Source organism: Acaryochloris sp. CCMEE 5410, from assembly GCF_000238775.2.
Taxonomy (GTDB): Bacteria; Cyanobacteriota; Cyanobacteriia; order Thermosynechococcales; family Thermosynechococcaceae; genus Acaryochloris.
The window spans coordinates 1244124-1264413 of record NZ_AFEJ02000002.1; the positions used below are offsets into that span (position 1 = coordinate 1244124).

Consider the following 20290-nt stretch of genomic DNA (forward strand, 5'->3'; position numbering starts at 1 on the left):
CATCCCCCTGGGCTTTGATTAGAACTTGTGATGAATGGCATAGCGTTTTCCTGTCTCAAGCCATGCCTGTCGTTTTCCCTGCAAACTCAGATTGAATTTCCCGTAGGGTTTGACGCAATGCTCCAGCATGGATCCAGCCCACAAAACCACTGTATAGGCACTGGCCTTGAGGGCAGGCGAGGAAGACATGATCCACTCGGGCAGGATTCTTCCATAACCGTAGGGTTAAGCCCGAGTCAAAGCTCAGGGCTACTTTTGACTTCTCAAAATCCCGTCGGTGGGCATCCGTCATCCCAGGGACGGCCTGTAACCGTTGAATAATCTCTAGCTCGGGGGAAGGCTGGACGAGAAGGGGTTGACGAGGCGATTGCCAAAACTCTCGTATGGCTTGATCGATAGCTTCGTCATATCGCTGAGCACTATGGACAATATCAGGCAAGACGACGTGGTGAGCATGATCAAATTGGGTGGCTCCCAGCATGATTAAGCCATCGCTACCGCCATCGGTATTGCTGGCAATGGAAAGGGTGGGGACTTGAGCTGCGATCGCACTGGCAATACTTCGTCGATTCTTACCTAAATCTCGGGCAATCCCTAGCCCTACTTCTAGGGGATCCATCATTCGACAAACATCCGATCCGCTCACGGGTGATCCAACTAAAATCAGGGATTCTATCTGAGGCCACCATTCTGGATGGCGATGCAAGACTTCTAGCCAAATCAAGCCCCCCATTGAATGACCCACAACGCGAATGGGAAGTTGGGGATGTGTCGAGATCGCCTGAGTGGCAATGGTTTCTACGTCTTGAACCAAAGGTTCAATGCGCAGCCAAGTCCGCCACCAGCCTAAATTAGGGGCAATGATTTTAGTATTGGCTGGGGCAACCCTTCTCCCCAAGCGAGCCATGGCTCCATTGGTATCGGCCCAGCCATGCTGGACAAATAGCAAGCGTTCCGGAATTGAAGACGTCATAAACTTCTCTGGAAAATGACAAACGAGGTTGGACCAAGTCCTGATCTAACCTCACCTTAATCTGATTTATCTCCGCTTCACTTGGACGAATATTCACTTTTGAGACTGGCTATCAACGTCTGGCAGAATAGGTCGTAGTCTTCGATGGATAGAATGACGGATCTACTGCTATCGACAGCACGCCTGCCTCTGGGCAATAAACGGATTGTCATTACAGCTCCTCGACCCTATGCCGGACGTCTGGCGACGGCAATCATCCAGCAAGGGGGGTTGCCCATTGTCATGCCCACAATAGAGACCTATGCATTAGACCCTGCTCCCGATTTGGATCACGCCTTGCAACAGCTCAGGGATTTTTCGTGGGTTGCTTTCACCAGTCGCACAGGCATTCAAGCCGTTATGCTGCGGTTACAACAGCTCGATATCCCCTTATTCCTTCTCAATCAATGCCATATTTGCGCCATTGGCCAAGATGCAGACCAACTGCAAGCGCTAGGCGTTCGGGTTGATCTCATTCCCAAGGAATCGAGTCCCGCTGGCCTTGTGGCAGAACTGGCCCAAATCCCTGACATAGACACCCAGCGCATTTTAGTGCCGATTCCCCAGGTGGAGCGGATACCGGAGCCAGATATCGTGCCCAACTTTCTGGCTGATCTGCAGCAATTGGGATTAACCGTTGTATCGGTGCCCGCTTATGTCACACGTCGGCTGGAGGCCACGGCCTATGCCGTCGAGGTGGAACAGATTCGCCAGGGTAAGGTGGATGCGATCGCATTTAGCAGTACTGCTGAAATCTCGGCCTTGCTGCAGATGGTGGATGCCGAAACCCTAATGAAACATTGTGTGATCGCCTGTTTTGGTCCCTATACCGCTGGGAACGCAAAAGACTTAGGGTTATCCGTTGATATCGTGTCCCAGGATTTTAGTTCATTTACAGGCTTTACCGCAGCCATCGCTCAATTTTTCCACCCCGCTTCCGCAGATATCCCTAGGCAGGACCCCGTAATTTTGCCGTAAACTGTAAATACGTAAATACGCCCCTGGCCAACTTTCCGTGAGCAAGGCCAGTTCCTGGAGTTTTTGAGACACCATGTATCAGACCGCCGACCTACATGTCGTTGAAACCCGTCCCTTGATTAGTCCTGCTTTGCTCCACCATGAAGTTCCGTTGACGGATACAGCGGCTGCTTTGGTTGCAGAAACCCGCGATCGCATCCGTAATATTCTCCGCAACGAAGACCAGCGTCTCTTAGTGATTGTTGGTCCTTGCTCGGTCCATGATGTTGATGCTGCCTTGGAATATGGCAAAAAACTAGCGGTGCTCCGCGAACAGCTTTCCGATCAGCTTGAAATTGTGATGCGGGTGTATTTTGAAAAACCTCGGACCAGCATTGGCTGGAAAGGGCTGATTAATGATCCACACCTAGATGGCAGCTATGACATCAACACCGGCTTGCGCTTAGCCCGTCAACTCCTGCTGGACTTAGCAAACCTAGGTTTACCCGCCGCCACCGAACTTCTCGACCCGATCACACCTCAATACATTGCCGACTTAATTGCCTGGACTGCCATTGGTGCCCGCACCACGGAAAGCCAAACCCATCGGGAGATGGCTTCGGGCCTATCCATGCCCATTGGCTTCAAAAATAACACCGACGGGAGTTTGCAAGCCGCCAGCAATGCCATGCTAGCAGCGAACCAACCCCATCGTTTTCTAGGCATCAACCACCATGGCCTCGCCAGTATTGTCAAAACCACAGGCAACCCTGACACTCATTTGGTCCTTCGAGGCGGCAAACAAGGCCCCAACTATGCCGCTGAGAATGTGGAACAGGCCACCAAAGAACTCGCCAAACACAATCTGAATCCCAGAGTCATGGTGGACTGTAGCCATGCCAACGCCAACAAAGACCATAACCGGCAAGTCGAGGTCCTAGAAAACGTTGCACGGCAACTCAACAATAGCTCCCAACGGCTGTTAGGGGTAATGATTGAAAGTCATTTAGTGGCTGGGAACCAACCCATTTCAGAAGATTTGAGCCAGCTAACCTATGGACAAAGCATCACGGATGCCTGTGTCAACTTCGAAACGACCACCAAAATGCTAACCACCTTGGCAGCATCGGTTCGCGGCGCTGACACAGTCTCAGTGAGCTAAAGCCCCACATCTTCTAAGGTGTCAGCAGTTTCTTCTTTTGCTCAGCGGTCAAAATAGACAGGATACGCTGTTGGGCTAGGGACTCAACTTCTTGTAACTGGGATTTTTGATTACCTGTGAGATTGAGCTGTTGCAGTGCAGCAGATTGGGAAAGATTTGCCGATTGCAGAGTTTGTAATTGCTTTTGTTGATCTGGGCTAAGAATAGTTTGGATTTGGGCTTGGGCTAAGGCCTGAACCTGCTGCACTTGTGCCTGTTGCTCCGTCGTCAGATTCAATGCCGCTAAAGCTGAGGGCGGTGAAGAGGGCGGCGTCGCGGGGGCCGTTCCCGTTGACGAGGGAGAAGGAGCAGGCGCAGTTGCTGGAGAAGGCAAGGGGCCCTTTTGCAGCTGTTTTTTCTGTTCCGCATTCAAAATAGAAAGCAGTCGCTGCTGAGCAATGGCTTCAATCTCTTTTAGCTGGGTGATTTGGTCCGGGGCTAGGTTGAGCTTCGCCAAGGCAGCCCCTTTGGAGGCCCCTGAAGATTGTAGAGACTGCAGTTCAGACCATTGGGCTGGCGTCAGGACATTTTTAACCTGGGCTTGAATTAAAGCATCAATTCTTCGGATCTGGGCCTCTTGAGCAGCACTGAGATTCAACGAGGAGAGAGGATTCGCTGGAGGTGCTTGGGCAATCAGTGGAGGTTGCGAACGAACAACTACGCTAGGTGCAGTAATTGCGAGTTTTTTCGAGGGGACCTGCAGTTGTCCTGGCAAACTCAAGGGTTTTTGAGCTTGAGCGACAGGCTGAGTGAGGGCGAATGCGATCGCACCCACGGCAACAGAAATCAGTTTGGGTTTGATCATGATTAAAAGCATCAAGAATTCGTCAATCAGTCTACTCTCTGAGGGCTGCACAGATAACAAGTTGTTAACCTAGGCCGAGAATCAGAGAAGGAGGGTCTACAAAGAAAGAAGAAAAATAAGCCCCTTTTGTTTCACAGCATAGGACATCTTTCCCCATGCAAGATGAGCAGGTTATTCTTGACGCCAACGCCGCTTTTTATCGCGCTTTTGAGAAAAAAGATCTAGCAGCCATGCAAAAAGTATGGTCCCACGGCATTGCTAGTATCTGTGTTCACCCCGGTCGAGGGGAATTAAAGGGGTGGGACGCCATTGAGTCATCTTGGCAAAAAATCTTTAAAAATACCGCCTATCTAGAAATTGACACCAAAATCATTACGGTCAACCGCAGCGGGGATTTAGCTTATGTTGTGCTGATCGAGAAGGTGTTGCAGGTGGCTCAACGCCGCCAACAAAAAGCTGAATCCATGGCCACTAATATCTTTGAGCGCATGGGTCAAGACTGGTATTTAGTCCATCATCATGGAAGTCCAATTGTCAGCTAGGCCCTGAATTGCTCTAGGGCCTAGCTGACAATTGCCTCTTCATGCTTCACCATAAGTCGAGGATTAACGTTTCTTTTTCTTCTTTAGCTTTTTGAGAAATTCAGGATCTTCTCGCATGGTCCGAGAAACAGTCTGAAAGGCATGCTCAACTTGGGGGAGGGGCAAATAAGTATCGGCTTCTAGAGCCAACATCACCTTACTGCCATCACTTAAAGGCACCAGATAAATTTCTACGATGTTGTAGCCTCGATTTGTGCGTTTATACTGCAGCTCTCCAGACAATGTTTGTCCCAGGAAACGCCGCTGATGATATTCTCGCGCTGGGGCATTAATCCCCAAATAGGTTGTTTTGAGGTATCCCAACAACTCCTCATCTTCCATATTTAGCAGTTCTAGCCAGTCTGCAGCTAAAGCGGCCATGCGGATTTTGAGTTTGCGGTTTCCTTTTTGCGCCACCACGCCGACGGTATCGTTGCCTAGGGATTTAACCTCGGAAAACCCTCTAGGGGTTTCAAAAATCAGACCATTGGCAAAATGGGTGAGACGCTTGGGTTGTGATTTAGCCTGGGTAGTTGCTGAGGGCGTTTCCTCCGCGAGACTGGCGAGAGGAAGAAGCGTTGGGGTTAGAGCGATCAGACCTGCGATCGCAGTCGGTAACATCCGAAATTGAGTCATAGTATCAACCAAAAACTAAGGAATCAGGACAGTTCTGAACGTCTAGTAAAAAAGTCAAATATTTGAGTCTTAAGGGTGAGTCATTTGCATCGGCTGCACAGATTGATCGAATTCTTCAGCCGTCAGAAAGCCAAGGGCGACGCAAGTTTCTCTTAAGGTTTGGCCCGTTTGATACGCTTGTTTCGCAACTTGTGCTGCCCGGTCGTAACCAATTTGAGGCGTTAGCGCGGTCACCAACATCAATGACTGATTTAGATAGGTTTCTATTTGCGACAAATTGGGTTGAACACCAACAACCAGATAGGCTTTGAACGCACTACAGGCATCCGAAAGAATGCGAATAGAGTGCAAAAGATTGTGAATAATCACTGGCTTAAAGACATTCAGCTCTAGGTTACCCTGACTCCCTGCAAAACTAATCGCCGTGTCATTACCAATCACCTGAGCGCAAACCATCGTTAACGCTTCACACTGAGTTGGATTCACCTTTCCAGGCATAATGGACGACCCTGGTTCATTGGCTGGCAAGCTTAACTCCCCCAATCCACAGCGAGGTCCCGACGCCATCCAGCGCAAGTCATTGGCAATCTTGACTAGACTACAAGCCAAAGTTTTTAGCGCACCACTCGTCATCACTAAAGCATCATGGGCAGCCAGTCCTGCAAACTTATTAGGGGCAGTCACAAAGGGCAACCCCGTCAACTCTGCAATTTGGTCAGCAACTCGCTCTGCGAACTCAGGGTGAGTATTCAATCCAGTCCCCACAGCTGTTCCCCCCAATACCAATTCATGTAAATGTGGCAATGTATGCTGGAGTCGCTCTAGATTCTGCTCCAGTTGCGTCACATATCCCGAGAATTCTTGTCCCAACGTTAACGGCACCGCATCCATCAAATGGGTCCGACCAATTTTGACAATTCCATCAAATTCACTGGCCTTGGCCCCTAAGGAATCGCGAAGGTCAATCAGCTGAGGAATCAATTGATGGACCAGTTGTTCCAAAGCTGCTATATGCATAGCGGTTGGGAACACATCATTTGAGGATTGAGACAGATTGACATGATCATTGGGATGGCAAGGATCTTTACTCCCCAACTGACCACCCGCTAGCTCAATGGCGAGATTGGCAATTACCTCATTGGCATTCATATTGGATTGAGTGCCACTGCCGGTCTGCCACACACGTAATGGGAACTGATCGTCCCATCGACCATTCACCACTTCGGTAGCAGCCTCAACAATCAGGTTTGCAACCTCTGGGGACAGGCGACCCAAAGTCAAATTCACCATTGCCGCCGCTTGCTTAACAAGACCCAACCCACGAATCATCGCCCTCGGCATTTTGTCATCACCAATCGCAAAATATTTTAGGGACCGTTGAGTTTGTGCGCCCCAATAACAATGACTCGGCACCTCAACGCTGCCCATACTATCGGTTTCAATCCGCACTTTATCGTTACGCTGAGATAGTTGAGACATGCGTAGTTCGGCCTTTTTTCGAGAAATGTCAGCAAATTTTAGAGTATGGTACAACCATACGTTAACGTGGGTATCCTGACTGAGAGGGTGAGTTCAGGCAACTTACACGTTCAGTTTTTTGCATCATCCTTCATAATCTAATGGTGTTATTGAAGCTGTAATGGTTCGAACCGGAAGATGTTGATTGTGCCCAAAAAAGTGGGTATCCTCCCAACAGAACAAAGCCTCAAACATTAGGTTTAATTATTTCCATATTGTTATTCAGCCTGTAGCGGACATACCTGTGGTGACTTCATTAAAAAGTCTGTTTTCGAATTCGAATCAGGGGGTAGGCGTAGAGTTAACCCCGGACAGCGTGAATATCGTTCAACTTAAGCAACAAAAGCAGGGGACAAACCTCAATACTTTTGCGGCAATTCCGATTCCGGAAGGTGCTTTTCAAGATGGACGGATTACAGATCCGGACGCCATCGCCGATGCCCTTCGTCAAGGAATTACAGAACATAAAATCAAAGCCAAAGCTGCCATATGCGCCGTTCCCATTGGTGAAGCTGTCATTCGGTTGATTCGTTTACCGGCCGAACTGGACGAAATGGAGCTGCGGGATATGGTTCTTAATCAAGAAGCAGCCATATATCTGCCCTTTCCGAGAGAAGAAGCAGATGTTGACTTTCAACGGTTAGGAACAGACATCGATGAGGATGGTATTGAAAGAGTCGAAGTACTTCTCGTTGCCACGCCAAAAGATATTACTGAAAATTACCTCAATGTTTTCCAACAAGCAGGTCTAGATCTAAAAGTTCTAGAAGTCAGTAGTTTTTCCTTAATCAGAACGCTGCGAAATCAACTCCTCCAATTTATGGAAGGAGAAGCAGTGGCACTGGTGAATATTGATTTTGATGGTACTGAAATTAGTATCGTCATGGATGGTATTCCTCAATTTAATCGTAAGGTCCCCATTGGCACTCATCATCTTCAAAATGCTTTGAGTCGGGCGATGAACCTGCCTGGCGCAATGGGGGCAGATTTATTGCAAGGGATGACCGTTCCTTTAGATGTAACGGACAACACCGCCAATAATCCCAGCTCTGCTGCCATCCTGAGAATGTTAAGCGATTTATCGGATGAACTTCGCCGTTCCATCGACTTCTACTTAAACCAGGGTGAAAATTTAGATATTACGCAAGTCTTTGTATCAGGACCAGGTGCCAGTTTAGGACAAATTGATGAGTTTTTAACCCAGCGTTTAGGACTGACAACAACATTAGTCGATCCAATCAGCTCGCTCGGCATTCAAAATTCAGACAGTATTCCGATGGCTCAGCGTCCTGCCTTAAGTGTTGTTATGGGTCTTGGGATGCGGGAGGTATAAGTGCATGTATTCAATTGATATCAACCTATTAAATGATCGCCCAGAATATGGTCAACAAGTTGTCTCTTCTGCCAACTATGACAGTGATGATAAAACACCATTGTTTATCGGCTTGGGTGTGGGTGGAGCAGCCTTAGGGTTAGTTCTCATTGGCTTTGGCGTCATGTCCTTCTTAAATCAGCAGTTAGTAGCTGAAGAAGAGAATCTAGATAGTGAGCTGGCACAGTTAGCACCAAAGTTAGCTGAGGTCGACGATCTTAAATTGCAAGAACGGCAAGTGAAAGAGGAGACCAAAGCATTAGCAACGATTTTTAACCAAATCAAGCCTTGGTCAGCAACCTTGCAAGATATTCGCGATCGCATTCCCCCCACCTTACAAATCACCAAGATTCAGCAAAAGGCTGCAACACCCCCTGCCCAGTCAGCTGGACAACCTCAGGATAAAGCCGCTCCAGTCGCAGCTCTATCTGCACCGACGCAGTTGACGATTACGGGTCAAGCGCTTTCCTTTAGTGATGTGAATGACCTGGTTTTGACCTTGAGAAAATCACCGTTTCTGACCGTAGCGCAAACACAGCTGATGTCATCTGAACGCAAAACGGATCAGAAAACTCAGGTTTCATTAGTTCAACATCAATTGGAAACCACAATTAATGATGTTCCAGCGTCTGAATTACTACAAATTCTGAACGCAAAAGGTGCATCTGGATTAGCTGCCCGAATTGGGGCGCTGAAGCAAAAAGGAGTAATGAATCCATGACGGCCACTGGCGGATTTGCAAGAGAAGACGAACTCTTGGGACCTTCTTATCCCACTTTATTTGGGATTACTTTTACCCCCACGGTATCAGGAATTTTGGCAGCTGTTGTTGGTGTAGGCCTAGCAGCATATGTCGGGACTCAGCTTGTCTCACCTAAATATGCTGAATACCAAGAGCTTCAAGAATCTGTTACACAAAAAACAAATGATTTAGAACAAAAAGAAGCCACTACCCAACGAGTAGATGAGATCATAGAGCGACTTAATCGTGCGAAGCGAGAGAATAAAGAGGTTCGCACTCTTTTCTCTGATCAGCAAGCATTGGATACATTGCTATTAGATTTAAATCGCGTCATCGTTTCTAGCAATGCTGAATTACAAACTTTTAAGCCCGATCATAGTTCTTCTGGCATCGTAAACGATGGTTCTTTGGGCTTACCGTTAGACAGGAAGATCAAACGGCAAGTCACTTCAGTCTCTTTTCAAGGAACGTTCAACCAAACTTTGCAAATTATGCAAGCCATTGATCGTCTGCAAACTGTTTTGGTCGTTCGTGACTTATCGATGGAGCTACAAAAGCCGACCGAATTTGGCCCTCGCAATCTTGTGAAGTCAACCTTTAATTTGCATGCTTATGTGCCCTTGAGCGAAGAAGAAGCTGCTGCTGCTCAGGCTGCTGCGGCAAAAGCCGAGCCGGAAGCAAAGACGAATTAGATGAATATATTTCATTCAATCGCTATTGCCTATGCTGCAACTTGCAGCCAAATCTACAACGAACAGTCATCAATAATTATTAAATAGAGGAGTGTAGGGTGAACTCGTATCAAGGAAAACCCGGAATTATTATAGGCTGCACTGCAGCTGCATTAGGCGCAATGATTCAGCCGGTATGGGCTGCTGAAACTGAAGTCACCAATGTTCAACTCAATCCCACCTCAAAGGGATTTGAACTCGTACTCGGAACTCAAGGTGATAACCGCCCTCCCATTTTTACGGTCAATCGAGGCAATACATCCGTTTCAGACGTCAGCAATTCTCTCTTAAGGCTACCAGAGGCAGGCCCATTTCAACAGAAAGATCCGGCTCCTGGCATTAAATTCGTTGAAGTTCGACAATTAGATCCTGATACGGTCAGGATTACAGTAGAAGGAGTCCATTCTGCTCCCATTGCCGAAACGATTCGCAACGACAATCGGGATGGTGTTTTAGCCATTAAATTTGATGGTGCGCCTGGTAGTACGGATTCAGTCACAACATCTTCTCAGCCCTCTAATCTTCGCTCTCGAGCTAGTGCTGTCCCTCCCTTTAGAAGTCGGGCAAAGGCTCCACCTGTTGGAGATATGGCAATTGCCCCATTGAATGTTGAGCCTGAACGCATCGATCTTGGCAGCGATCAAATCATTCCTAAGCTATTGCTTCGTGAGGCCCCTGTTCGTGAGGTATTAACACTCTTGGGCCGTGCCGCTAATGTGAACGTCGCATTCGCGGAAGATGGAGGAGACGGAGAAGAAGGAGCTTCCGCCTCATCTACCATCACCTTAGACATCGAGAATGAATCTGTTGATGATGTCTTTAACTACGTCTTACGCTTATCTGGGATGCAAGCTAACCGGGTCGGTCAAACGGTCTTTGTCGGCAAAACGCTACCAGGTGATGCCCAAAACCGGGTTGTGAGAACAATTCGTCTGAATCAACTTAAGGCAACAGCGAAGATCACAAGATCAAGTTCATTCACCAATGAAGCAGAAACTGGAGCCAATATCACACCTTCTGGTGCCGATAATGATGCTTCTACTCCCCAAACAGGTATAAAACGAGAAAATTCTGTTAAGGAAGAGATTGAATCACTAGGAGCAAAAGAACTCCTTGAGAATTATGGTGCCAATGGTGGCAGCGCAGAAGGAAGTAGCGCTAGCTTATTGGAAGGCTTGGAAGTCGTTGCTGATGCCCGGACTAATACCATCACCCTAATCGGGACTCCCCGAAAAGTGGAAACAGCAACAGCCCTGCTGACAAGAATGGATGTGCGTCAGCGTCAGGTAGCTATTAATGTCAAATTTATTGATGTCAATTTGCTGAAAGGTAAACTTTCCAACGCAGATCTACAGTTTAGAGCTAATGACTCCTTAGGAATTGGTTTTAGGCCAGATGCTAATGGAAGAGGTGGCTTAACTTCAATCTTTGGATCAGGCACTGTTCCTATCGTAGGTAGCGGCTTATTCACCTTAACTGAAACCTTCTTAGGTAATTTGTTTGTATCAATACAAAATAATGATGCCAAAATCCTAACGAACCCAACTTTATTAGTACAAGAAGGTAGTTCAGCTCAGGTCAATCTAACTGAGCAAGTTTTCACAGGCTTTGTACAAAGAGTTTCAAGTTCAGGAAGTACAGCAGGTGCCACTACTGATTCAACTAGTACTGAACCCAACATTCAAAATGCAGGAGTTATTCTAAACGTTGTAGTAGATCACATTGATGACAATGGGTTTGTAACGTTGAATCTATCACCAGAAGTCAGCTCTCTATCAGGGAGAACTTTTGTTGATGCTCTATCTGGAGATACCGCTTTCCTCTTACAACAACGCCGAGTTGAAACAGGAAAAGTCCGTTTGCGAGATGGTCAAACAATAGTATTAACTGGAATCATTCAAGATCAAGATAGAGTTGATGTTAGCAAAGTGCCTATCTTAGGGGATATCCCATTATTGGGTCGGCTCTTCCGACGTGAGAATAAAACTAGACAGAGAAGTGAATTAGTGGTGCTAGTGACTCCGCAGATTGTGGATGATTCGGATCAAACCACTTATGGTTATCGCTATACACCCGGTGAAGAATCCCAAAAGCTTCTGAATCCCTAGTTCGCACTAAGAATCATAAAAGTACCCCTCATCTTGAAGCAAGATGAGGGGTACTTTTATGGAATATAAAAATATTTGGAATTAGGCTGTGACTAATTCGGGTTCAGGACGTTTGCTGTTACGAATGGCTTTGATAGTTTCAGCATAGTCATCTGCTTTGAACACCGCTGAACCAGCCACAATAGCATTTGCTCCGGCTTCAAGTACTTGCCAAGTATTGTTCGCTTTGAGACCACCATCCACTTCAATCCAAGGATCTAGACCGCGCTCATCACACATTTGGCGAAGCTGACGGATTTTGGGTAGGACTCCTGGGATAAAACTTTGTCCCCCAAAGCCGGGGTTAACACTCATAATCAAAACCAGATCGCAGAGTTCTAAAACGTAATCAATCTGTTCTAGAGACGTGCCGGGATTCAAAACCACTCCTGCCATTTTACCTAGCTCTTTAATTTGGCCTAAGGCGCGATGAAGGTGGGTTGTGGCACTAGCTTCGGCATGAACGGAAATAATGTCTGCCCCTGCTTTCGCAAAATCGGCAACATATCGCTCTGGCTCCACAATCATCAAGTGAACATCCAAAGGCTTCTCAGTAACGGGCCGGAGGGCATCCACAATCAAGGGACCAATAGTGATATTCGGAACAAAACGACCATCCATCACATCCACATGAATCCAGTCTGCCCCTGCTTGATCGACGGCTCGAACTTCCTCACCTAAGCGGCTAAAATCCGCAGATAAGATAGACGGAGAGATGACGGTCGATTTGGGTGAAGAAGATAGAGTCATGGTAAAAGATCCGGTGATGACGACTGCTTAAAGAGGCAAATTTAAAAACTTGAGCACTTTCGCAGTAACCAGTTTAACAAAATCTTCAACTTTGACCTAACCCCGATTCTTAATCAAACCCTGATGTCATCGGTTAAGCATAGGTCTGGTGGGCAATTTGAATCGCTTTGCGTCGGGCTTCGATGATTTCATCCATCTCTCTTGCCAGTTGGGGGGTGCGTTCAATCAAAACCTGCATGGCTTCGATTTCTAAAATCATGACATCCACATCGCTTAGGGCAACAACGGAGTTAGAACTCGGTTCTCTGGAGAGCAAAGCTGTGGCCCCAAAAAAATCTCCTTTGGATAATCTCAGCACTTCTTGGTCATGGTTGGTTTGGCTCAGGACGTTCATCTGGACCTGCCCGGTCAACAGAAAGTGCAGATTTACCTCTTCCTGTCCTTGATAGATAATACGTTCGCCTTTGCCAAAGGATTTAAAATCTGCATTGGTCACCAGTTGCTCCAAGACTTCTGCATGGGTCGTGATGAAACAGGGTAGCGATCGCAACTCCGTAATAATCCGATTCGTACCGCCATTTAAATCAGGCTTGGGGGGGCGTTCATGAATCAGAGTGCGGATGGGAAATGGAATCGTTAAGCCATGGCGTTGGGCAGCATACCAAACCCGAGTCATAAATGCATCGCGGATCTCGGGTACCCGATCATATTCTCGTAAATATAAACGGACATAGTAATTAATGGATGAATCCCCATAGGCACTGGTTTGGATAATCGGTTCTGGATCCGATAAAACCCCTGGTGTTTCTAGAGCCGCTTGCCGGATCACCTGCTTAACCTTATTGGGGGGGTCATCGTAGGAAAACCCCAATTCCATCGGTTCTCCATGCAACGATTGGGGGCGTCGATAGTTATAGAACACTTCCTTGGCCAACACAGAGTTGGGCACAATCAGCATTTCTTTATTGCGGGTAATCAAATGGACAGCCCGCCAGTTAATCTCAATCACCTTGCCGACTGTGTCCCCAAACTTGAGCCAATCGCCAATCACAAAGGGGCGACCAAACAACAGGGCAATCCCTGAAAACAAGTTGCCAAGGGTATCTTGTAGGGCCAAACCAATGACAATAGAGCTAACCCCTAAGGCCGTGAGGAGGCCCCCTAAATCCGTTTTCCAGACCAAAGAAAGAACAAAAGCCGTCCCGATTAATATCAAGAAAAATCGAGTTAAATCTCTCAAGAGTTTAGGCACCTGAGCTTGCCAAGTATGGCCCCCTGCCTCCACAAACAGCAAAACATTTACAAAGGACAATGCCGCATGGATTAAGGACACCCACAAAGATGTCTGAATCAAGCGAATGGCCGTTTGTTCAGGATCTAAGCCGACAATTTTAGTCAAGACAATAAACCCCACAAAAATTGGTAACACCAAATTTCGCAAGATTCTCAGAGTCTGGACAAGTGGTTTCCCCTGTTTCTGGGAATAGACAATGGATTCATTTAAAACCAACATCAGGCAGGGGAACCCAACCATCAAGCCGCAACTCCAGAGGAACCAGGATTGCTGAAGAAGAGAAGAAGTCATACTTGCACGAAAAAGATGTCAGGGGAGATGGGAAAAAAGAGTGCTAAATCTTGAGCAACCAAGCAGGGAGCTTATTATCACCGCTAATTTCTACTTCACGGCCATTTTCAAACTCATAAATATCACCCAGCTGGTTATGAACCGCTTGACTGACCTGAACCGTATCACCTTCACCCGCCGTTTGCATGCGATGAGCAATATTGACCGTATCTCCCCACAAGTCATAAATAAACTTACTGCGACCAACAATGCCTGCCACCACCGCGCCAGAATTAATGCCGACGCGAGCTTTCAACGCCGTTTGATGAGTTTGGTTGAACCGCTGCACAATCCGGGTAATCTCAATGCCGAAGTCCATAATCCGTTTGGTATGGTCCAACCGAGGGACAGACAGGCCACACACAGCCATATAGCCACTGCCAATGGTTTTGATCTTTTCGACACCGAAGCGTTCGGCTGCTTCATCAAAAGCCCGAACTAACTCATTTAGCAAAGCCACAATCTCACTAGCAGAAAGTATTTCAGCCAGATCCGTAAATCCTATTAAGTCTGCAAATAATACAGTGACATTGGCATAGCTATCCGCAATTTGCTCCTCACCACTTTTCAAGCGTTGAGCAACGGGTTCCGGCAAAATGCAGGAGAGTAATTGCTCATTTTCCTGGCTTTGATGTTCGAGGGCTTGGGTTTTATGGGATAGACTTTCCACCATTTGATTGAACGAAACCGCCAGATCGTGGAATTCATCTTGAGAATTCATGGAAACGGTGACATCGGTATTACCTTCGCTCAGTTGCCGAAAGCCGGTAATCAACGTTTGGATCGGTTTTACAAACAAGCGAGACAGTAACAGCGCCAGAATGGTGATCACTAAGATCAAAATTGCGGTGGAAATCAGGACTTGCTTCTGAAATTCAGTAATGGGGGCAAACGCTTCATCGGCATCCATTTCCGCTAAGATAGCCCAGTCCAAGCCTTTGACTTGCAGCGTACTGTAGGAACTGAGCACTGGAATGCCACGATAGTCATTGACAATGTCGATGCCAGAATTACCCAACAGCGCTCGCTGGGCTGCAACTGTTTTGACTTCTTGCTCCAAGATTGAGTTTTTCTGCCGCCGCATCCGCTCAATTTGTGACGACTCCACACCACTTTTAGACAGGGTTTGGAAATAGCTGGGAGAGTTCTCCAATAAAAAGCGCGAGTTAGAGCGCAACAGGAAATCGGGCCCCACTAAGTAGGTTTCTCCACTTTTACCTAGACCCATGTCTTGCCACCGTTGACCATTGGTCATAACTTCGTCAATCTTGTTGATATTGACCTGGAGGGCCATGACGCCAATGAGTTCTCCTCCCTCGAATAATGGGCTCGCAATAATGGCAGCAGGACTATTGTGAGAGGGACGATAGGGTTCAAAGTCGGTGAAGGTTACAAACTTGGGTTCTCCTTTACGCACCACCTCTCGGAAGGCTTGAGCTAAGACACTTTGAGAATAGGGTCCTGACTCCAAATCTGTACTGAAATCAACCCCCTTATAGGCGCTATAAACAACTTTCCCTGACTTAGGGTCAATCAGGAATAAATCTTCATAGGTAAACTCTGAGACCAAAGAGCGGAATGTTGGATGGTATCGCTGATGGACTTGAGTATATTTGCTCCCGTCCCCAGGATTATCAATTTTGACTTTTTCATCAAAATCCGGTGTTTTGATCGTGTAGTGATATTGCAGGTAAACATCGCTATTCCCCAGGGGCAAATAGGTTTGTACCTGAGGCTCTCCGTCTATATTGGCGTCTAAAGGCTGGATAAACTCCTTTTGATAGTAAGCCTGAATCGCTTGCTGCCACTGACTGGGGATTTTTTGGGACTTGAGTTCCTGGTGGGCTTGCTTAAAGGCTTTCATGGCCTCTTTAGTGGTGGGATCATCACTGAGAAAGCGCATTTGGTGATTCAGTTGATCAAAGAACGAACGCACCTCGTAGCTTTTAGACGTACGCAAGCTAGTGAGCTGATTGAAAATGCGGCGAGTCAACGCAGCTTTACCACTGTTGTAACCAATAAAAGCAATCACTAAGATTGAGCTTACGCTGACCCCTAGGAACATCAGGGTCAATTTGGATTGAATACTTAGCTTCTTCAGCACTCGTCAGATCTTCCTTGGGCAATGGGTCACGGTCTTGCACTTGGCTTGTTTTTACCACGCTTCGTACCGTTTATGGCTGATAAATCTTTGTTTTTGCTACAACTGTAGAGATATTGGAGTTGAATCCTGAAATGAGGGAATCCTGGAGATAACGGCTTTCACTTTCGAGCCAGGTCATTAACATTCGTTTTTCCATTACCTGAGGGAAGGATTGAAGCGCCATCGCGCTTGTAACCTTTACACCATAAGGTACTTCAGCCAAACACTATCAATCTCTTTGGCAAGAGGCAAGTCTTTAAACTTTATGTATCTTTACCTAAACAGGATTTAATTTGTACTTTCTTATACTATATTTAAGTTAAGAAAAGATGGTCTTGAGCATAGTTGCCAAGCAATCAGTTTTAGCCTGCAAATTTGTGATTTGGGAAGTGCTAAAAACTTCAATAAAAAGCTAGATTTGCAATGGTTTAAGGGTATTGAGAACGCAGTTTTGGAGTTGTGAGGACAACGCAACGTGATGCAGCAACAGCTCATGTCATCCCCCCCGCCTGCTAACAGCGCACTGCAGCGATATGACGCCCGTAAGATCGCTGCTTACTACCGCTGGCGTCCTTGGAAAGCGCTCTGGCGTCTTATCTACATTATCAGTCTTTTCAGTGGATTTATTTGGGGGCTGTTGTGGGATCGATGGACCCATACCAGCACAGCCCATTCTCCTCAACGCGCCATTCAGATTCGGAAAATTCTGACCCAATTAGGGCCAACTTTTATTAAGGTGGGACAAGCTTTATCGACTCGCCCTGATCTGATTCCCAAGGACTTCCTGACAGAGCTGATGTTGCTCCAGGATCAGCTGCCTCCATTCCCCAATGAGCAAGCATTTGCGCAAATTGAAGCTGAGTTACGCCAGCCCGTCCGGGAGATTTATCAAGAGATTTCAGCTCAGCCCGTTGCGGCTGCTAGCTTAGGCCAAGTTTATCGAGGCCGATTGTTTACGGGTGAAGAAGTCGCCATTAAGGTTCAGCGCCCCAATCTAAGACCGAAGCTGACCTTAGATCTATATCTAATGCGATGGATGGCGGCTCGGTTTGGACGATTTCTCCCCCTCAATTTAGGTCATGACTTAACCCTGATTGTGGATGAGTTTGGGACCAAGCTATTTGAAGAGATTGACTATATCAATGAAGGTCAGAATGCCGAGCGGTTTGCAGAGAACTTCAAAGAGTATCCTGCGGTCGAAGTGCCCCGGATTCACTGGGCTTACAGTAGCAAGAGGGTTCTGACCCTTCAGTGGATTAATGGGTTTAAGCTGACTGATAGCCAATGTGCGGTTGATGCCAATATGGACCCGGATCGTCTGGTACAGATTGGCGTAATTTCTAGCTTGCGTCAGCTGCTAGAGTTTGGTTTTTTCCATGCCGATCCCCATCCTGGCAATCTGTTTGCCACCTCCGAAGGCAGCATGGCCTATGTGGACTTTGGCATGATGGACCAGCTCGATCAAACCACAAAGAATACCTTAGTGGATGCGGTCGTTCACCTCGTTAATAAAGACTATGAGTTGCTGGCAACTGATTTTGTCAAGCTGGGCTTTCTCACCCCTGAAACAGATATCCGCCCTATTATTCCAGCGCTGGAAGATGTATTCGATGACATCATTGGCGCTAAGGTGGGTGATTTCAACTTCAAAACCATTACCGATCGGTTCTCGGAGTTGATGTATGACTATCCCTTTCGAGTACCGGCAAAGTTTGCGCTGATCATTCGGTCTTTGGTGACTCAAGAAGGGGTCGCCCTATGCCTTAATCCTGACTTCAAGATTCTGGAAGTGAGTTATCCTTACGTCGCTCAGCGTCTGTTGGCAGGAGAGACGCCTGACTTCCAGCGTCGTCTCTTGGAAGTGCTGTTTAAGGATGGTAAATTCCAATGGCAGCGTCTGGAAAACCTGATTGCGATCGCACAAACGGATCAGAGTTTTGATCTCATCCCCACCGCCCGCTTAGGCATGCAGTTCTTGATGTCTGATGAGGGAGATTATTTACGGCGTCAGGTGGTCTTGGCCTTGATCGAGGATGATCGGCTCCATACTGAAGAAGTCGAACGACTGTGGAACTTAATTAAAGGCGATTTGAAGCCAGAGAAGCTCTTTAGTGTTGCCCTAGGCGCCTTGGCTGAATTCTCTGACTCCAATCTTCCTGAATGGCTCCCCCGTCCGCCTCTGCCTGTCTCTTAAACGTTTCAAACAGGCAAAGTCTTAACCATAGCGCTGTGCTAAAGCGGCTTGAGCTTCTTCTCGATCATCAAAATGGATTTTCTCTGTACCTAGGATTTGGTAATCTTCGTGTCCCTTGCCTGCAATCAGGATGGTATCGCCGGGTTTTGCTTGTGCGATCGCAGCCTGAATCGCCACCCGCCGATCCACCTCCACTATGGGCTTCACCTTCGTCGGAATACCCGCCAACACATCCTGCAAAATCTGCTGAGGATCCTCAGTGCGGGGATTATCGGACGTGACAATAGCCCGATCCGAAAGACGCGCGGCAATTTCTCCCATCAAGGGTCTTTTAGTCCGATCGCGATCGCCCCCACAACCGAAGACACAGGCCATCTGACCTTTGACAAACGGACGAGCAGCCTTCAACAAATTCTCTAGGCTATCGGGGGTATGGGCGTAATCAACAATCACGCTAATATCCTGGTCTGCAGAATAAGTAATTTGCTGCATTCGACCGGGCACCCCAGGGAATTGAGCTAAGGCTGGGGTGATTTGCGTTAAGGTCAGTCCTAATTCCAGGGCAGCCCCCACAGCCGCCAATAGATTAGAGACATTAAACTGCCCTACCAAAGGCGAAAAGAACTCCACCGTGCCTTTCGGGGTATGCAGTTGTCCTTTAACCCCAGCGGTTTCATAGGACAGACCACTGGTATATAAATCCGCCGGTCCCTCAATACTGTAAGTCCAGCATTGATTCGGACCGATCTGGTCTACTAGGCGCTGACCGTAGACATCGTCAATATTGATAATGGCTCGCCCTTGTAAATAGTCCGGGGAAAACAATAGCGCCTTGGCGGCAAAGTAGTCTTCCATATCCTGGTGATAATCCAGATGATCTTGGGTCAAATTCGAAAACACAGCCACCGTAAACTGACAGCCCAGCACCCGCTGTTGGGCTAGAGCATGGGAGCTGACTTCCATCACCCCAAACTGACACTGGGCTGCCACCGCATCAGACAATTGCTGCTGTAAATCCACCGCAAAAGGCGTCGTATGGGTAGACGTCACCTGATGCCCAGGCCAGCGAGCATACAGGGTGCCAAATAAGGCAGTGGGGGCTTGGGCCGTCGTCAATAAATATTCAATCAGATGGGTGGTGGTGGTTTTTCCATTTGTACCGGTCATGCCCACCAGCTTTAATTTCTGGCTTGGCTGACCATAAAAGGTGGCTGCCACCTCAGCACAAGCCCGAGGCATATCCTTCAGGGCCAACACACAGTGGGTACCCACATCCGCCCGATCCACTTGATCAGAAACCAAGGCAGCAGCAGCACCCGCCTCAATTGCACTTTTCCAAAAACTACCACCATCCACGCGGGTACCCGGCATACCGATAAATAAATATCCTGGCTGGACTGCCCAGGAATTGGTCGTTAACCCCGTAATCTCTGCGTCTAGGGCTGGATGGTCAGTGGGGGGCGTCTCCCACAGGTGGGTAGACAATTCAGCGAGTAACGTACGTAATTTGACCATGCCCAATCCGTTGATGTCGATAAAAACACTAAAGATACTTTTGCAGAAATCGCTGCAATTGCTCAACTGATAAGCGAGGAGACGGACGCGGAAGGGGTATTTCAGTCCCTTGATCCACAGCCCCATTCTCTCGCTTTATCAATACGGGAATTTCATACTGATAGGCTTGAAACCAATCCTCACGACTCGTAATATTGCGAATTTCGAGTTCAATAGGGGGATCATGGATTTGCTCTAGTTTCTCTTGTAAACCCTCGCACAGGTGACATCCTGGTTTACTGTACAAAATCAAGGTAACCATGATTGCAGCATAGATGACACAACGCCGAAAACAGATCAGCTTCTGGATTTTAGCCTAGATG

18 protein-coding genes are annotated in these 20290 nt (G+C 47.4%); 8 read left to right on the top strand and 10 right to left on the bottom strand.

Going from position 1 to position 20290, the window contains the following annotated elements:
* Nucleotides 1–55: 55 nt before the first annotated feature.
* A complete protein-coding gene (locus ON05_RS26580) occupies nt 56–973 on the bottom strand; it encodes an alpha/beta fold hydrolase (protein ID WP_010476362.1) in 918 nt (305 codons plus the stop codon).
* Between the two features lie 153 nt (nt 974–1126).
* On the opposite strand from ON05_RS26580, the gene ON05_RS26585 reads away from it, so the two are divergent.
* On the top strand, nt 1127–1990 hold the full coding sequence (locus ON05_RS26585) for a uroporphyrinogen-III synthase (RefSeq protein ID WP_010476360.1): 864 nt from the start codon (nt 1127–1129) through the stop codon (nt 1988–1990).
* Between the two features lie 73 nt (nt 1991–2063).
* The gene (locus ON05_RS26590; RefSeq protein WP_010476358.1) at nt 2064–3131 is read left to right on the top strand and encodes a 3-deoxy-7-phosphoheptulonate synthase; all 1068 of its coding nucleotides are present in this window, start codon (nt 2064–2066) and stop codon (nt 3129–3131) included.
* Between the two features lie 13 nt (nt 3132–3144).
* Here ON05_RS26590 and ON05_RS26595 read toward each other — a convergent pair whose 3' ends face one another.
* Nucleotides 3145–3975 carry a hypothetical protein gene (locus tag ON05_RS26595; RefSeq protein ID WP_050857503.1) on the bottom strand — a complete coding sequence of 277 codons (831 nt, stop codon included), beginning with the start codon at nt 3973–3975 and terminating at the stop codon, nt 3145–3147.
* A 155-nt stretch (nt 3976–4130) separates the two neighbouring features.
* On the opposite strand from ON05_RS26595, the gene ON05_RS26600 reads away from it, so the two are divergent.
* Nucleotides 4131–4517 carry a nuclear transport factor 2 family protein gene (locus ON05_RS26600; protein ID WP_010476355.1) on the top strand — a complete coding sequence of 129 codons (387 nt, stop codon included), beginning with the start codon at nt 4131–4133 and terminating at the stop codon, nt 4515–4517.
* A gap of 63 nt (nt 4518–4580) precedes the next feature.
* On the opposite strand, the gene ON05_RS26605 is transcribed toward ON05_RS26600, so the two are convergent.
* Both ON05_RS26605 and fumC read right to left on the bottom strand, forming a co-directional pair.
* Entirely contained in the window at nt 4581–5192 is a 612-nt protein-coding gene (locus ON05_RS26605; protein ID WP_236619036.1) for a hypothetical protein, read from the bottom strand.
* Between the two features lie 69 nt (nt 5193–5261).
* A complete protein-coding gene (gene fumC / locus ON05_RS26610) occupies nt 5262–6641 on the bottom strand; it encodes a class II fumarate hydratase (protein WP_010476353.1) in 1380 nt (459 codons plus the stop codon).
* Between the two features lie 313 nt (nt 6642–6954).
* On the opposite strand from fumC, the gene pilM reads away from it, so the two are divergent.
* The 4 genes from pilM (at nt 6955) to ON05_RS26630 (ending at nt 11663) form a co-directional block, all read left to right on the top strand.
* A complete protein-coding gene (gene pilM, locus ON05_RS26615; RefSeq protein ID WP_010476352.1) occupies nt 6955–8043 on the top strand; it encodes a type IV pilus assembly protein PilM in 1089 nt (362 codons plus the stop codon).
* 4 nt (nt 8044–8047) lie between these two features.
* Nucleotides 8048–8803, top strand: coding sequence for a PilN domain-containing protein (locus ON05_RS26620; RefSeq protein ID WP_010476351.1), 756 nt, complete (start codon nt 8048–8050; stop codon nt 8801–8803).
* Nucleotides 8800–9516 (top strand): type 4a pilus biogenesis protein PilO, encoded by a 717-nt coding sequence (locus ON05_RS26625; RefSeq protein ID WP_010476350.1) that lies wholly within the window; start codon nt 8800–8802, stop codon nt 9514–9516. Before ON05_RS26620 ends, ON05_RS26625 begins: the two co-directional genes overlap by 4 nt.
* Before the next feature lie 98 nt (nt 9517–9614).
* Complete coding sequence (locus ON05_RS26630; protein WP_010476348.1) at nt 9615–11663, top strand: AMIN domain-containing protein; 2049 nt, start codon at nt 9615–9617, stop codon at nt 11661–11663.
* Nucleotides 11664–11744: 81 nt separating this feature from the next.
* Here ON05_RS26630 and rpe read toward each other — a convergent pair whose 3' ends face one another.
* The 4 genes from rpe to ON05_RS26650 form a co-directional block, all read right to left on the bottom strand.
* On the bottom strand, nt 11745–12452 hold the full coding sequence (rpe, locus tag ON05_RS26635) for a ribulose-phosphate 3-epimerase (protein ID WP_010476346.1): 708 nt from the start codon (nt 12450–12452) through the stop codon (nt 11745–11747).
* Nucleotides 12453–12585: 133 nt separating this feature from the next.
* Entirely contained in the window at nt 12586–14037 is a 1452-nt protein-coding gene (locus ON05_RS26640; protein WP_029315372.1) for a mechanosensitive ion channel family protein, read from the bottom strand.
* Between the two features lie 43 nt (nt 14038–14080).
* Nucleotides 14081–16180 (bottom strand): adenylate/guanylate cyclase domain-containing protein, encoded by a 2100-nt coding sequence (locus ON05_RS26645; RefSeq protein ID WP_010476342.1) that lies wholly within the window; start codon nt 16178–16180, stop codon nt 14081–14083.
* A 70-nt stretch (nt 16181–16250) separates the two neighbouring features.
* Entirely contained in the window at nt 16251–16442 is a 192-nt protein-coding gene (locus tag ON05_RS26650; RefSeq protein WP_139025933.1) for a hypothetical protein, read from the bottom strand.
* Between the two features lie 255 nt (nt 16443–16697).
* Between ON05_RS26650 and ON05_RS26655 the strand changes: the two genes are divergently transcribed.
* Entirely contained in the window at nt 16698–18413 is a 1716-nt protein-coding gene (locus ON05_RS26655) for an AarF/ABC1/UbiB kinase family protein (protein ID WP_010476340.1), read from the top strand.
* Between the two features lie 21 nt (nt 18414–18434).
* On the opposite strand, the gene ON05_RS26660 is transcribed toward ON05_RS26655, so the two are convergent.
* Both ON05_RS26660 and ON05_RS26665 read right to left on the bottom strand, forming a co-directional pair.
* Entirely contained in the window at nt 18435–19928 is a 1494-nt protein-coding gene (locus ON05_RS26660; RefSeq protein WP_010476338.1) for a UDP-N-acetylmuramoyl-L-alanyl-D-glutamate--2,6-diaminopimelate ligase, read from the bottom strand.
* A gap of 28 nt (nt 19929–19956) precedes the next feature.
* Nucleotides 19957–20229 carry a glutaredoxin family protein gene (locus ON05_RS26665; RefSeq protein WP_010476337.1) on the bottom strand — a complete coding sequence of 91 codons (273 nt, stop codon included), beginning with the start codon at nt 20227–20229 and terminating at the stop codon, nt 19957–19959.
* Nucleotides 20230–20290 lie beyond the last annotated feature (61 nt).

Bases quoted from the DNA above. Each gene is read 5' to 3' on its own strand.
- ON05_RS26625 (WP_010476350.1), top strand. From the start codon at position 8,800: ATGACGGCCACTGGCGGATTTGCAAGAGAAGACGAACTCTTGGGACCT.
- ON05_RS26585 (WP_010476360.1), top strand. From the start codon at position 1,127: ATGACGGATCTACTGCTATCGACAGCACGCCTGCCTCTGGGCAATAAA.
- ON05_RS26605 (WP_236619036.1), bottom strand. From the start codon at position 5,192: ATGACTCAATTTCGGATGTTACCGACTGCGATCGCAGGTCTGATCGCT.
- ON05_RS26640 (WP_029315372.1), bottom strand. From the start codon at position 14,037: ATGACTTCTTCTCTTCTTCAGCAATCCTGGTTCCTCTGGAGTTGCGGC.
- ON05_RS26590 (WP_010476358.1), top strand. From the start codon at position 2,064: ATGTATCAGACCGCCGACCTACATGTCGTTGAAACCCGTCCCTTGATT.
- ON05_RS26660 (WP_010476338.1), bottom strand. From the start codon at position 19,928: ATGGTCAAATTACGTACGTTACTCGCTGAATTGTCTACCCACCTGTGG.
- ON05_RS26620 (WP_010476351.1), top strand. From the start codon at position 8,048: ATGTATTCAATTGATATCAACCTATTAAATGATCGCCCAGAATATGGT.
- ON05_RS26665 (WP_010476337.1), bottom strand. From the start codon at position 20,229: ATGGTTACCTTGATTTTGTACAGTAAACCAGGATGTCACCTGTGCGAG.
- ON05_RS26600 (WP_010476355.1), top strand. From the start codon at position 4,131: ATGCAAGATGAGCAGGTTATTCTTGACGCCAACGCCGCTTTTTATCGC.
- ON05_RS26595 (WP_050857503.1), bottom strand. From the start codon at position 3,975: ATGATCAAACCCAAACTGATTTCTGTTGCCGTGGGTGCGATCGCATTC.
- rpe (WP_010476346.1), bottom strand. From the start codon at position 12,452: ATGACTCTATCTTCTTCACCCAAATCGACCGTCATCTCTCCGTCTATC.
- ON05_RS26580 (WP_010476362.1), bottom strand. From the start codon at position 973: ATGACGTCTTCAATTCCGGAACGCTTGCTATTTGTCCAGCATGGCTGG.
- ON05_RS26655 (WP_010476340.1), top strand. From the start codon at position 16,698: ATGCAGCAACAGCTCATGTCATCCCCCCCGCCTGCTAACAGCGCACTG.